Source organism: Pseudochrobactrum sp. sp1633, from assembly GCF_030376605.1.
Classification (GTDB): Bacteria; Pseudomonadota; Alphaproteobacteria; order Rhizobiales; family Rhizobiaceae; genus Pseudochrobactrum.
This window is the reverse complement of sequence record NZ_JARRAE010000019.1, coordinates 39004-53980: the sequence shown is the minus strand read 5'-3', so window position 1 is coordinate 53980 and position 14977 is coordinate 39004. Positions and strand designations below refer to the sequence as shown.

9 protein-coding genes and 1 tRNA gene are annotated in these 14977 nt (G+C 52.9%); 9 read left to right on the top strand and 1 reads right to left on the bottom strand.

The genetic code is table 11. The annotated features are described in order from the left end of the window. The first annotated feature begins 153 nt into the window (after positions 1 to 153). Positions 154 to 1323, top strand: a complete 1170-nt coding sequence (locus P8H26_RS15905) for an AraC family transcriptional regulator (protein WP_289634186.1) — start codon at positions 154 to 156, stop codon at positions 1321 to 1323. A gap of 29 nt (positions 1324 to 1352) precedes the next feature. Here P8H26_RS15905 and P8H26_RS15900 read toward each other — a convergent pair whose 3' ends face one another. Continuing rightward, complete coding sequence (locus P8H26_RS15900; RefSeq protein ID WP_289634185.1) at positions 1353 to 5687, bottom strand: autotransporter domain-containing protein; 4335 nt, start codon at positions 5685 to 5687, stop codon at positions 1353 to 1355. Between the two features lie 468 nt (positions 5688 to 6155). Here P8H26_RS15900 and P8H26_RS15895 point away from each other — a divergent pair. The 8 genes from P8H26_RS15895 to P8H26_RS15860 all read left to right on the top strand — a co-directional run bounded on the left by P8H26_RS15895 (position 6156) and on the right by P8H26_RS15860 (position 14916). Beyond that, a tRNA-Cys gene (locus P8H26_RS15895) sits at positions 6156 to 6229 on the top strand. A gap of 69 nt (positions 6230 to 6298) precedes the next feature. Then, a complete protein-coding gene (locus P8H26_RS15890) occupies positions 6299 to 6976 on the top strand; it encodes an MOSC domain-containing protein (protein WP_289634184.1) in 678 nt (225 codons plus the stop codon). A gap of 72 nt (positions 6977 to 7048) precedes the next feature. Beyond that, a complete protein-coding gene (locus P8H26_RS15885) occupies positions 7049 to 8482 on the top strand; it encodes a PLP-dependent aminotransferase family protein (protein WP_289634183.1) in 1434 nt (477 codons plus the stop codon). Between the two features lie 201 nt (positions 8483 to 8683). Further along, on the top strand, positions 8684 to 9577 hold the full coding sequence (locus P8H26_RS15880) for a MurR/RpiR family transcriptional regulator (protein WP_289634182.1): 894 nt from the start codon (positions 8684 to 8686) through the stop codon (positions 9575 to 9577). Continuing rightward, the gene (locus P8H26_RS15875) at positions 9558 to 11450 is read left to right on the top strand and encodes a dipeptide ABC transporter ATP-binding protein (protein WP_289634181.1); all 1893 of its coding nucleotides are present in this window, start codon (positions 9558 to 9560) and stop codon (positions 11448 to 11450) included. The genes P8H26_RS15880 and P8H26_RS15875 overlap by 20 nt, the downstream gene beginning before the upstream one ends. Before the next feature lie 19 nt (positions 11451 to 11469). Then, a complete protein-coding gene (locus P8H26_RS15870; protein ID WP_289634180.1) occupies positions 11470 to 12999 on the top strand; it encodes a glutathione ABC transporter substrate-binding protein in 1530 nt (509 codons plus the stop codon). Between the two features lie 115 nt (positions 13000 to 13114). Further along, positions 13115 to 14035, top strand: coding sequence for a glutathione ABC transporter permease GsiC (gene gsiC, locus P8H26_RS15865; protein WP_289634179.1), 921 nt, complete (start codon positions 13115 to 13117; stop codon positions 14033 to 14035). Further along, a complete protein-coding gene (locus P8H26_RS15860) occupies positions 14032 to 14916 on the top strand; it encodes an ABC transporter permease subunit (protein ID WP_289634178.1) in 885 nt (294 codons plus the stop codon). The genes gsiC and P8H26_RS15860 overlap by 4 nt, the downstream gene beginning before the upstream one ends. The last annotated feature ends 61 nt before the right edge of the window (positions 14917 to 14977 follow it).

The following is a 14977-nucleotide window of genomic DNA, read 5'->3' as shown; positions in this document are numbered from 1 at the left end:
TATCTTAAATGATTGTCGTTATCCCTCCATCCCGGAACTTATCAATTAGTACATTTCTAATGTAGATGTGCTATGGTGGGCACCAACGATACGATGCAGACAAATTTCACAGGCTTTCACGGCAAATATAGTGCGGTGAACGGGAGAAACCGTATGCATGATCATTCAGAAAGCTCTAAAGAAAACGACCCCATCTCTGATACGCCTGCAACCTGGCCTCATGTAGAACGCCGCAGGTATCCGCGCCCGGATGAAGGCGCACCCGATCCGGTTGCTACGCCTCCTGCGGTTCCGGCTTTAAGCCCTTTGCATTTCTCTACTCAGAACTTACCTTTGGATGAACAATTCGAGGCGTGGCGCGCCTATATGCAACCGGTGATTGATGTACATCTGCCGGATGGTATTTCCCCGAAAGACGGATTTTTCGCGACCCATACGGTCTGGCATCTGGGCAAAATGCTGTTCGTCCAGCAGAAAAGTGACGCCTATAGCTATGCTCGCACTCCCGCGCAATTGCGCTACAGCCCGATTGATCACTGGTATCTCGGTTTGCGGCGCAGCGGGCAGGCATGGACAGAGGTTGACGGCAGGGTGATTAAAACCAATGACGGCAAGGTTGCCTTCCGCACACTTGGCCATGCTTATCGCGGGCGCTGCACGAAATCTGAAATCGTTCTGCTCTATATGCCCTACAGCCTGTTTGCCGATGAGGCAGGCAGTTTTAAAACAGCGAACAACTCAATTCTGTCAGGCAATCTGGCAGCCCTTTTGGCCAGCTATTTAGGACAGGTTGAAGCGCATTTGCCTGCACTCACCGCCGATGATCTGCCAAGAATTGTGCAGACGATCCGCAACATGATCATCAATGGAATTGAGCCATATGTTAAAACCGAGCAAAACGCATCAGTGCAAGTCAATTCCGGCACGATGGAGCGCATCCATCACTATATACATCACAATCTTTATGAGCAGCACTTAAATCCGGACAGAATATGCCGTGCCGTCGGGATATCCCGCACGCGCCTTTATCAGCTCTTTGAGCCCAATGGCGGCGTGCTGAACTATATTCGTAAACAACGCTTGCAGGCTGCCTATGAAACACTGCAAAACCCGACCAATCACGACAGAATTCTGGATATAGCGCAAACGGCCGGTTTTGATGTGGCCGCCAACTTCACCCGCGCCTTCACCAATGAATTCGGAATTAGTCCGAGCGAAGTACGAAAGAGCCTAATCCCGTCACATCCCGAAATCACAGATGCAGCGCCCAAAAATGACACCGCAAGGAGCTTTGAAAGCTGGCTCAGAAATCTGGATTTGTGACAAGCTTCAATGAACTCAGGAGCGGCAAATTAAAACCTGACAGCAAGATTTGCCTTAAAACCATGCTGGCGTGCATCTGACGCAATCTGCCCCTGATATGAGACGCCAAGCACTGCACCAGGTGTCAGCTTCATGTCGAAACCGGCTTCTAAGACTGCCGCATTTTTTGCAAGTGGCGCACCCGAAATTGTGAATGCATCTCCCGCAGAAAACGCCTGAACGGACAGAGGTGTAAGATCGCCCAGACCATGCTTCCAACCAAACGTCCCGTGTGCTGCCGCACTGATACGCCCAAGTTCAAACTGTGTTGAAGCCCGAACACCCAATGTCGTGAATGTCGTATTTGTTGTCTGGCTGCCCGCATGCAAACCCGCAGAACCGCCCTGCTCGCTGAAACCGCGTGTCTGCAAATTGACATGCGCAAGATTGACGAATGGTTCGAACGCGGCAATGCCGGTATCAATGCGATAGCCTAACTCACCAAAAGCCTGAAACGTGCCGGCATTGTAATCAGCGCTTAGCTTATCGGAGAAGTTGCCGAATATCACATTACGGCTGGTTTCAAGACTATGCCAGCTATAGGCAAGACCTGTGCGCAAGCCCAGATTGTCAAATTGCGAACCGCCATAAATACCGAGGTGATAATTATCACTTGAGCCGGATGAATTGCGATCATGCATATCAAAGCGGCTCTGACTGTAGCCTGTCAGCATACCCAGCCGCCAATTATCAAAAACCTGAGTATCAGCACCTGCAAGAAAACCATCAACTGAGTGGGTAAGCTTTGCAGCGTTTCCGTCTGCTTTATTCTTGCCCCAACTGCCGAAGCCCTGCCCCCAGATCTCAAAGCGCCCGCTTGTATCCGCTACAGCATTGCCGGAACCTGCGCTGAAAGCGGTGCGGACACGGGTATTGGCAGCTTCACGAACAAAGAAACTATCATCAATCAAAGCTGTTTTAGCGGAAGCATGAACTTCGCCGGAGAGCTGATCCAGACTTGCTCCGATAATGGCTCTGTCATCCGGCAAAAGTGCTACGGCATCATATACCGGATTTGCAGCAGCCATGCCGATGCCGTCCAAAGCCGCAGCCACGGCAGTCCGGTTATGCGTGTCTGCTTTATCCGCAAATTTTGTGTCATTCCGGTTCAGTTTCAGATCAACTTTATGAGCAGCATAGTCATAGGACAGCTCAGGCGTCAGAAATGCAAAGTCAGAGGTGACAGCGTCGAACGTCCCATTGAGACCGACATCTGCTGCGAGAATTGTATAATCAGAGCGCAGATTGTAATGGCCACCTGCACCGATATGCGCCACCGCTCCGCCATTCAGATAGGCCGTGCCGGTAACATGCACCAGATCGGACTCTGTGCCTTGCGGATTGACCTCAACTTCAAAGCGCGATCCCGCTTCAAACACCAGATCACCATCAACACTCAGCGTGCCGATCGAGTTCCCCGGAGAAAACACGCCGCCGGACGCCACAGTAACAACCGAACCTGCCCCCGAGCCAACGGTGCCGCTGCCGCCGAGTTTACCGCCCGCGCCAACCAAAGCTGTCCCGCCGAGCTTGCCGTTTACAGTCAACAAGCCCTCAGCAATGGTCGTCGTACCGGTAAAAGCACTACTGTCACCGGTCAGCAGAAGCTGCCCCGCGTCTGCCTTAACAAAATGACCGGCACCGGAAACCGCACCGCCATAGCCCGCGCCTGCCAGCTGGCGGAACGTGAAGTCAGCGTCCTTACTGATCGCGACATCTCCGCCGAAGCGCTCGGCTGCCGTTGTCAGCCCGCCTGCCTCTACCAGCCAATTAAGCGATGACGTGCTGTCAAGTGACAGCATGCCAAGCCCCCGCTTAACCATTGACCCTTTTGTGCCGTTAAAACCTGCGATTGAACCGTTGAAACCGGCATCCGCAGACTGATCAAAAATGACAGTTCCGGCATTGCCTATATTGCCGGAAACCGAACCGGCATTACCGATTAGAGTTCCCGCTTCAACGACAGTACCACCATAGTCATTTGCTGCATTATCCAGCAGCAAAGTACCATTGCCCTGCTTGTACAGAACGGCGCTGCCCGTCACCTGACCGTTAAACCCAAGCTCTGCACCGTCTGCAACTACGACCTGCCCTGCCTGCGAAAGCACAACTGAACGCAGAGTATTGAAACTTGCTGTGGTCGAGAGCGCACCGCCGTCAAAATTTAACCCGCCGGTCGCAGCACCCAGATTAGCATCCTGCGAGACTTGTAAAATCCCCTGACGCATGGTGGTGCCACCACTATAGTTATTCACACCGGACAGAATGGTTGTGCCACTGCCGATATGTTGAACAAGGCCCCCGCCTGAAATATTGCCAGCAAAAGTAGCAACATCTGTTCGGTTGAAAGCAAGAATGCCGTCATTATTAATATTGCCGGCAATCGTTCCTGAAGTGCCGCCATTGCCAATCTGCAATGTACCGCCCGTTACTGAAGCCGCACCACCCAAGGTGTTTCCGACAATAAGTTTGCCGCCTGAAACGGTGGTGTTCCCTCTGAAAGCGGAATTATCAGCGGTTAAAATTGTGGTTCCGGCAATTTGGTTCAGACTGTGAATACCCTGGCCGGTACTTTTCAGAACCGATGAGAAATTATAATTTGCATCGGTGTGATTGAAATTCAGTGTGCCGCTGCCCTTACCGAACTCAACTGCCGACGCATTGAGTGCTCCCGCAGCAACGGCATCTGAGGCATTGCCCGTGGATGCACCAATATTAAGCGTGCCACTGGTTCCAAATCCGGGGAACATCCCTTCCTTGCCAAGGAAAACTGCACCGGAACCAGCGGCACCAACGATGACTTCGCCACGATCTGCAATCGTCAAAGTACCGGCACCATAGTTGAACAACATACCAAAGCCGACATTCAGCTCGCCGGTATTATGCCAGACTGAACCGGCGCCGCTAACGGTTACAGCACCTGTGCTTCCGCCCATGCTGCCAATAAAACTGTCCTTGTTATAAACAACAGCGCCCTGATCAATCGTCAGAGAACCACTGCCCCCCATATCTCCGACCCTAAGAAACCCGCTGTTTGACCAAGTTGACCCTGCGCCGGAAACGACAATCTCACCACTATTATTCTGGTATTGGCCGATATAACCGTCTTCGCTGGAAACGCTGCCCCCGTTCAGAATTGAGAGCTTGCCTGTCCCTGCTGTTCCGACCAAGAGGGCTTTCGCATTTGACCAGACCGAGCCGCTGTCACGAACAATAGCCGACGCTGTACCGCTCCCGCTGCTGATCGTAGCGAACTGACTGGAGACGGTACCGCCATTCTCAATGACAAGCGTTCCGGAACCGGTGCCGCCGATTGTCAGATTGTTCTCAATTATCCATTGCGCATTTTGTCCGGCCACATTCACCGCAGCACCGGATGCTGAACCGGCATTGATTGCTCCTTCAGAACTCCCCAATGCCCCTGTGATCTTCAGGTTGCCATGCGTCACAGTTGTCGATCCGGCGAAATCCGAGCTATTGCCGGACAATACAAGCTCACCGGAGCCGCCTTTGATAAACTGGCCGCTACCGGTTATGCTTCCGGCGAAACTTGTATTTACATTCTGATTAACGGTGAGACTGGCCGTCCCCGCCTGCAATGTACCACCTGTTCCGGCCAACGAAGACATAACAAGATCATAACCGCCGAGATCAAGCGTGCCGCCATTTAAAACATAGGCCGTATTGGCAACAAAGGCTCCGGCACTGCCTGCACGCAGCACACCCGACAGCACCTTTGTGCCGCCTGTATAGGTATTCGCCCCGCTCAGTGTCAGATCTCCGGCAGCCAGTGTCAGACCCAGCGTGCCGGTGCCGCTGCCGTTTTGGATTTTACCGGAAAAAACAGATCCGGCTGCATCTCCGTGCACAGTCAGACTTTTGTTGTCCGCGCCGTCATTCGTGATGACCCCGCTGCCCTGAGCAACACTACTGATGGTTCCGACCGTTGTATTATAACCGTTTAACCGGAAAATACCGCCGGTGCCGCCTGACATATTATTGAAGACAATAGTGCCGGAGGTTCCAAGCGCATTTTCCATGCCAACATTCAAAATGCTGTTCTGATAAAATTCTATCCTGCCACCATCAACGACATTGCCCCCCGTCAAGCTGAGCATACTATTATCAAAAAACCGCCATGTCGGTGATAAGGCAGTGAAATAGCGAGGTGCCGCCACAACGAAAGTGGCATTTCCGGAACAAGTGGGATCAGTGTTGCTGCAAGCCAAAGCACTCTGAGCAGAAAAACTCAGACCAAATACGATCAGCGAACATGAACTCAGCAAAGCCGCGCGGGCAGATACGTAAATTATTGGCAAACGCATACTGAGTTCTTTCTTCCCAATCATTATTCTGTTGACCGGAAACCCTCAAAACAGCCGCACGCTCACGCAGAACCGGCACGAAGACATATAAGGCAACGGATAAATTTCCTCCCCTGCCTATCCACAGGGCGTCTAATTTATATGATAGCCATATGCACACACGTCAACAAAAAAACATAATATTTTCAATGAGTTTAGCGTGCGTCTCAGAATGGTACAAAAAACTGTTCTCAGCGTCTCATCCCAATAATGCGCCGCATATTTCCAATCAACGATGCACTGCAGAAAAGACAAATTCAGAGCTGCCGGACGCACGATTCGATAGTGCTTCTCTTAACTGACCGGCCTGTCTTTCATTTAAATTCCGGACCATCCGTTCTGCTCTGATCATCTGTATTCAGGAGACGGTTTTATATAAATGTCCTCCCAAGACTTTTTAAAAACCAACCTGTCCAACTCTCATCATCAGGCCGAATGGCGGAGTGGTTACGCAACGGATTGCAAATCCGTTCAGTCTGGTTCAAATCCAGAGTCGGCCTCCATTTCTGACCAATATCAAAATCCATATTGGTCAGAAATGGTTCTATTCTTACGCCACAGAGAACACAGATATGATTTCGATTGATACAGTTCTGACCGGCTCCGTTGCCCCGCTTGGTCCCCGCGATGCGCCCAGCGCCATTCATAAATTGCCGTCTTCGGGTAAGAACCGACTTGGCATTGAGGGTTTTATCAAGGACGCACAGGGAGACCGGAAAAATCACGGCGGCCCTGAAAAAGCAGTCCATCATTACCCTTATGATCACTATGCAATCTGGCAGCAGGAAATTGGCGAGCGCGATATCTTAAAACAAGCCGGTGCCTTCGGAGAAAATCTTTCGACAACCGGCCTGACAGAAAACACGGTTGCAATCGGCGACACTTTTCAGGCCGGTGATGCCATTATTCAGGTTAGTCAGGGGCGGCAGCCTTGCTGGAAACTGAATATCCGGTTTGACACCACCGATATGTCGCTGCGGGTTCAGCGCAGCGGCCGCACAGGCTGGTATTATCGTGTCTTGCAGGAGGGCACGGTTGAAGCCGGGGATGAACTACGGTTGATTGACCGCCCCTCACCCGACTGGACGATCCATAAAGCATGGCATATTTTATATGTCGACACGCTGAATTTCGCTGAATTATCCGTCATGGCAGAGCTTGAGCATCTTGCGCAAAACTGGCGCGACTATGCCATCAAACGTCTGGCTTCGCGCAAAGTTGAGGACTGGTCCCGCCGTTTGCAAGGCTGAGACTTCAAGACGCCGGTGTTTTGTGATGTTAATTCACCATATAGCAACGGCGCATATCAATTCAGGTAAGCGATGAGAAAAAGTACCGCACTCGCAATCGAAATTTCAGCCAGAGAACGGGAGCCGATCTTTCTCGCGCTGGCACGCTCGATCATCAGTGAAATTGAGCGCGGTCGTCTCAAACCCGGGGCAGCTTTACCCGGAACACGCTCGCTGGCGCAGACGCTCAAACTCAACCGCAACACTGTAGATGCCGCCTATCATGAGTTGACGATGCAGGGCTGGCTGGCAACCGAGCCTTCGCGCGGCACATTTGTTGCGCGCGACTTGCCGGAAGTCGTCAAGTCTGACGCAGCGGCACATGGCCTTCATCTTCAGGCGCCGGTCAACAGCAATGTACCCCGTATATTGCTCAAGTTTTCCGATGGTGCACCGGATGCCCGTCTGCTACCGACAGCAGCTTTCGCGCAAGCCTTCCGGCGAGCACTCACCAGCACCAATTTTACACATGGCGGTTCCTATAGTGACCCCGCCGGTAACAAATCTCTGCGGGAAAACCTGTCCGCTTATTTAAATGTTGAGCGCGGGCTGATTGCCTCGGCGAAAGACATTCTCATCACCAGAGGCAGCCAGATGGCATTGTTTCTGGCTGCGAAAGCAGTGATCGAGCCGGACACGAAAATAGCGGTTGAACAACCCGGTTATCCGCTGGCATGGTCGGCTTTTCGTGCAGCCGGTGCACAAGTTGTCGGTGTTCCGGTTGATGAAGGCGGCATTGACGTTGATGCACTGGAGACGCTTGTCAAACGTGACAGGCAGCTCAAAGCCGTTTATCTGACGCCGCATCATCAATATCCGACGACTGTCACATTGGGGGCTGCTAGACGCTTGCGCCTGCTGGAACTGGCAAAACGCTACAATCTGGTGATCATCGAAGACGATTATGATAATGAATATCGCTACGATGGCAGACCCGTTTTGCCGCTCATGGCACGCTCCGGCACAGAACTGCCAATCATTTATCTCGGCTCGTTTTCCAAACTGCTAGCACCCGGCATCCGCATTGGTTATGCCGTGGCTCCGCCGGATATTCTGAGAAAAATGACCCTGCACCGCGAAGCAATTGACAGGCAGGGCGATCTGCCGCTGGAACTGGCTCTGAGTGACCTGCTCGCGGACGGCACCATTAAACGCCATGCCCGCAAAGCGCGCCGGATCTATCATGCGAGACGTGATTTTCTGGCTGAGTTGTTAGACAATTCTTTGAAGGAATATGGTCAGTTTTCCCTTCCGGCCGGTGGTCTGGCCATTTGGTTCAAACTCAATCAGGGCGATGCAAAAGGTTGGGCAGAGTGTGCTGCCCGCTCAGGGCTTTCTGTTTTGCCTGGCAGTCATTTTGAACTGGATAAAACGCGCCCCGCAGAAGCTTTCCGTCTCGGCTTCGCCACTCTGAATGAGGCTGAACTCACGCGCGCTGTCCAGTTACTGATAAAGTCACAACAGTAAAATACAGTTCGACGATACTCCCGCCCCCCCCCACAGACAAGGACTTTTTCACTGCTGAAAGCCGTGCGCTCCGACCGGAGCCGCGGCTAAGTTTTTCTATACCAATGAGAAAAGATATTTTGTCACATAATATGAAAAAGATTTTCATATTGAATCTTTTTTGATAGGATTTTTTTCGGGAGATAATTGAGGGGGGAATCAGTGAATCTACCAGCGCTCATAGAAGCACAGTGGTCACGCCTGACAGCAAATCAGCAAAAAATTGCTGATTATGTGCTGACGAACCCTTTTCCTGTTGCGACAATGGGCATTGAAGAGCTCGCCTCCGCGACCGAAACCTCAACTGCCACTATTACACGATTTGTCAAAGCGCTCGGCCTGAACGGTTATACCGAATTTCGTGCGCATGCGGTGCAGGGCTATCAGTCCTTGCTGAAACCGGTAGAGAATATTGACCGCGCCCGTCACATCCCGCCACGGCGTGTAATTAAAGACTCCTTCAAAAATGCTCTTTCGCAGGTACAGACTGTTGCGCAGCAGGCGGACAATCCGGTTTGGGAAAGCGCCGCCATGCGCATTCAGAGCGCCCAGCGCATTGCTTTTTTAGGCTTTGGTGTCAGTGGTAATCTTCTCCAGCTTTTTGCCGACAGGCTGCTGCCTTTCAGCCGCGCGCAGATCATGCTGACCGGCGAGAACGGGATGGAGCGGGTCGCCCTTAAAATTGCAGGGCTCGGACCTGAAGATCTGCTGATTGCGATGGCACTGCCGCGCTATTCACAACACACAGTCGACTTTATGAAGCTCGCCCGTGGTCGAGGCACCTATTGCATCGCTGTTACTGACGGCGCGCATTCTCCGCTTTGTGCGCTCAGCCAAGAACAGGTTTTTATTCCGGCCGATCATCCGGTTCTGCACAGTTCCGGCATCGCAGCGCTTGCTGCGTTTGAAACTATTCTCGCCGTTCTGGCGGCTCATCATCAAAGCGTTTCCGATGCCGTAACACGCACACGCTTTCTCATGCCTTATTTCTATGCGGACGATAAAGATCATCCGCAGTCCAAGACGAGGACCACGGATGTCAGTGAAGCCGAGTAACCCGCAAGCAGTGCCAGTCACCCACCCTGTCATCCGCGTTGATAATATCAGCGTTGATTTCAAAGGTGATGAAAGCACATTCCGTGCGGTTAAAAACCTCTCCTTCGAGATCAAGGCCGGAGAAACGTTGGCTGTTGTCGGTGAATCCGGCTCGGGTAAATCCGTGACCTCGCTGGCGATCATGCGTCTGGTGGAGAGCGGCGGCGGTAAGATCACCGAAGGCGGTATTCATTTCACCGGCAATGATGGTGTGACCACCGATCTCACCAAATATTCCCTGAAAGCGATGGAAAAGATCCGCGGCAATGACATTGCCATGATCTTTCAGGAGCCGATGACCTCGCTTAATCCGGTTTTCACCGTCGGAGATCAGATTGCCGAGGCCGTACGCCTGCACCAAAACTGTTCCGCTGCGGAGGCGCGTGCGGAAGCGCTGCGCATGCTGGAAAAAGTGCGTATTCCTGATGCTGCCCGTCTGCTTGACCGTCACCCGCATCAGCTTTCAGGCGGCATGCGCCAGCGCGTGATGATTGCGATGGCACTGTCTTGCAAGCCGAAACTGCTGATCGCAGACGAGCCGACCACAGCGCTTGATGTGACCATTCAGGCACAGATTTTGCGCCTCATCCGCCTGTTGCAGGAAGAGATGGGTATGGCTGTACTGTTCATCACCCATGATATGGGCGTTGTGGCAGAGGTTGCCGACCGTGTGCTCGTGATGCGCCACGGTGAAAAAGTGGAAGAAGGCACTGTGGAAGACGTGTTTAAATCCCCGCAGCATCCTTATACCCGTGCTTTGCAGGCAGCCGTCCCGCGTCTCGGCGCACTCAATGGTGAAGATCTGCCGCGTCGTTTTCCGATGCTCAAGGCTGAACTTACAGCAGATGGCAAGCCGGCCGAGTTTGAAATCTCACCACCGCAGGATACCATCAAATCCGATGAACCTGTGCTGAAGGTGCAGGATCTTGTCACGCGCTTTGATATCCGCCGAGGCTTTTTCTCCAAACTGTCCGGTCGTGTTCACGCGGTCGAGCAGGTGAATTTTGAACTGCGGCAGGGTGAGACACTGGCGCTTGTCGGTGAATCCGGTTGCGGTAAATCCACCACCGGCCGCACGCTGATGATGTTGCAGGAAGCAACTTCCGGCTCGGTACACTATCGTGGCAAGGATATTTTCAAGCTGAACGGTGCTGAGAAGCTCGCTGTACGCCGCAAGATCCAATATGTGTTTCAGGATCCGTTTGCATCGCTCGATCCGCGCCTGACTGTCGGCTTCTCCATTGCTGAACCGCTGATCACGCATGGCCTTGCCAAGGGCAATGAGATTGAAGAGCGCGTGATGCAATTGCTGCGCGACGTCGGCATGCAGCCGGAACATGCGCGTCGCTATCCGCACCAGTTCTCCGGCGGCCAGCGTCAACGTATCTGCATTGCCCGCGCGCTTGCCGGTGATCCTGATATTCTGATTACCGACGAAGCTGTGGCAGCGCTCGATGTTTCCATTCAGGCACAGGTGATTAACCTGCTGATGGAATTGCAGGAAAAGCGTGGCCTGTCCTATATTTTCATCAGCCATGACATGGCCGTGGTTGAACGCGTCTCACACCGCGTGGCCGTGATGTATCTCGGACAAATCGTTGAAATCGGCCCACGCCGTCAGATTTTTGAAAATCCGCAGCATGCCTATACCCGTCGTCTGCTCTCTGCGGTGCCGATTGCCGATCCGGCACGGCGCGACCGCAACAGACCGCTGATTGAAGGCGAAATTCCAAGTCCGGTGCGCAAGCCCGACGATATGCCCGTTGTCAAACCATTGGTTGAGGTGGAACCGGGGCACTTTGTAGCCCGCCACCCGATCGGCGATTTTAAATAATACGTGGAAGGAGAGACTAATGAAACTGAAATCAATTCTGCTGTCATCGGCACTGGCTGCCGCTGTCATGCTTCCGGGCACTGTCTGGGCAAAACCGCTCACAGTCGCCGTACAGGACAACCTGACCGGCCTTGACCCTGCTGTGGTCAATGACACCCTGTCCCAGACCTCGCTGCGCCTGATTTATCAGGGCCTGTTCGGCTTCGACAAGGATATGAAACTTATCCCGCTTCTCGCTGAAAGCTATGAAGCCAATGAAAATGCCACCGAGTTTACAATCAAACTGCGCAAGGGCATCAAGTTCCACGACGGCACAGATTTCAATGCCGCCGCTGCCAAATTCAACATCGACCGTCTTGCCAATCCGGATAACAAGCTGTCCCGCCGCAGCCTTGTTTCTATGGTCAAAGAAGTACAGGCCGTTGATGATTCAACAATCAAACTGATCCTTAAAGAGCCTTTCGGTGCGATGGTTGCCTCCCTCGCCCATCCGGGTGCGATGATGATTTCGCCTGCTGCATTGGAAAAGCACGGCAAGAATATTGACCGCAATCCGGTTGGTACCGGCCCGTTCACGTTCAAACATTGGGCTGCTGATACATTGGAAGTCGTGAAGAACGACAACTATTGGAAAGAAGGCCTGCCGAAAGTTGATGGTGTGACCATCCGTTCTGTGCCGGAATCCGGTGCGCGTTTCGCCATGCTGCAGACCGGTGAAGCACAATATGTACCGACATTCCCGACTGAGCTGATAAAGGCAGTCGAGAATAACCCGAATGTTCAGGTCGAAGCGACACCGTCGATCGTTGAAACCTACGTTGCCATGAACAATCTGAAAAAGCCGTTTGACGATCTGCGTGTGCGTCAGGCTCTGAACTATGCCGTTGATAAAGATGCTTTCTGTAAAGTTGTCTCCAATGGTTACTGCTCACCGGCAGATTCCATCATTCCTTCGGCTCTGGCATTCCATGTGAAAGCCGGTGACTACACTTTCAATCTCGACAAAGCCAAAGAGCTGATGAAAGAAGCAGGTCTCGAAGCCGGTTTTGAAACTGAAGTCTGGGCTGCCTCCAATACCGGATCCCTGCGTGCAGCGCAGTTCATCCAGCAGCAGCTGGCGCAGATCAATGTGAAGGTCAATGTCGTGCCGCTTGAAGCCGGTGTTGCAGCGCAGAAAGTCTGGGGCGTTGATAAGCCTGAAGATGCAACTGTGCAGCTGTATTACGGTGGCTGGTCAGCTTCCACAGGTGATGCTGACTGGGGTATCCGTCCTCTGCTTTACGGCCAGAGCTTCCCGCCTGCAATGTTCAACGTTGCATACTATAAAAACCCGAAGGTTGATGCTGCGATTGAAGCAGGTATTGCAACCGCAGATCCGGCGAAACGTGCTGAAGCCTATGCGGAAGTGCAGAAGCTTGCATGGCAGGATGCACCGTGGATTTTCCTTGGTGTAGGCCAGAATATTGCAGCTAAAAGCAAGACCCTCTCAGGCGTTTATATGCTGCCTGACCGCGGCTTCCTGCTCGAAGATGCCGCTTTTGCTGAATAATCGCATCTGAAAGCGAGTGCTGACCGCTATTTGACGCGTATCTTTTCCGAAACCCGCTTCGCACTTTTCGGGATACGCTTAATACGGTCAGCACAGTTTTTCAGAAAGGAAATCCATGTTTGCCTATCTGATCAAACGGCTGTTGGCCACTGTCCCTGTCATTGCGATGGTGATGGTCTGCGTTTTTGCCTTCGTGCATATGTTGCCCGGTGATCCTGCCCGTCTGGTTGCCGGCCCTGAAGCCAGCGCTGAAGATGTCGCCGTTGTGCGCTCCTCGCTCGGGCTTGATAAACCGCTGCCTGAACAGTTCGTCCGCTATTTTACCCGTGCTGTGCAGGGCGACTTTGGCGTTTCGCTGAAAACCCGCCGCACTGTTGCGGAAGAAATCGGCGCCCGCCTGATGCCGACCGTCTGGCTGACCCTGTTCGCCATGCTCTGGTCAACGGCTCTCGGCCTGCTGATCGGGGTTGTCTCCGCTGTCAAACGCGGCAAATGGCCTGATTATGCGGGTATGATTATTGCGGTTTCCGGGATTTCCTTTCCGCCTTTCTGGCTCGGTCTGCTGCTCATCAACCTGTTCTCCGTACATCTCGGCTGGTTCCCGACCGGTGGCTACGGCACATGGCAGCATTTTGTCATGCCGTCTTTTACGCTCGGCGTTGGTGTTGCTGCGGTAATGGCACGTTTCACTCGCTCCTCCTTTATTGAAATTGCCCGTGAAGATTATGTCCGCACTGCGCGCGCCAAAGGTGTGCCGGAGCGCCGTGTGATCTGGAAACATTCGCTGCGCAATGCGCTGATCCCGATTATCACGATGGTCGGTCTGCAATTCGGCTTCCTGCTCGGCGGATCTATTGTGGTTGAGAGCGTGTTCTCGTGGCCGGGTCTTGGCCGTCTGCTGGTCGATTCAGTTTCCTATCGTGACTATCCGGTCATTCAGGCGCTGATCCTGCTGTTCTCGCTGCAATTCATCTTCATCAATATGCTGGTTGATGTGCTTTATGCCTTCGCAAATCCGGAGATCCGCTACAAATGAGTGCGACGACTGCTGTGGTGGAACCCACCGAAAAAATGCGCAAGCCTTTGGCCGAATTCTGGCGCCGCTTTAAAAAACAAAAAGTGGCAATGATTGCGCTTGGCTTCATCATCACACTGGTGCTGATGGCCATCTTCGCGCCATTTGTTGCCCCTTATGATCCGACTATTCCGGATTATAATGCCGTGCTGCAAGGCCCGAGTATCGCCCATTGGGCTGGCACAGATACCTATGGCCGCGATATTTTCAGCCGTATCATCTGGGGTGCGCGGATTTCGCTGTCTGTCGGCTTCCTGTCCGTGACGCTTGGCGCTCTGGTTGGTGTCTCGCTCGGTATTGTCTCCGGCTATTACGGTCGCTGGATTGACTCCGCCGTGATGCGTTTGTGCGATCTGCTGCTGGCCTTTCCGGGCATTTTGCTGGCGATTGCGGTTATCGCGATTTTGGGACCTGGCATCACCAATGTGATCTATGCGGTTGCAATCTTCTCTATTCCGGTTTTTGCCCGCCTTGCCCGCGGTACGACTTTGCAGCTCAAGCGCACTGTCTATGTGGATGCATCCCGCGCCATCGGCGTGAAAGACCGCGTGATTATGCTGCGCCATATTCTGCCGGGTACACTGCCGAATGTGATCGTCTATTTCTCCATGCGTATCGGCACGTCCATTCTGACAGCCGCCTCCCTCTCCTTCATCGGTCTCGGCGCACAGCCGCCAAGCCCTGAGTGGGGTGCCATGCTGGCTGACGGCCGTTCCTATATGGGCGTTGCCGATCACCTGACACTGTTTCCGGGTATTGCGATTTTCCTGACCGTTCTGGGCTTTAACCTGTTCGGCGACGGTCTGCGCGATGCTCTTGATCCGAAACTACGCTCTGACTGATGAAGTTACGCCGTCTCCATTGAGACGGCGTTCTCATGACTGCGTTTTAAAAATCTGAGGA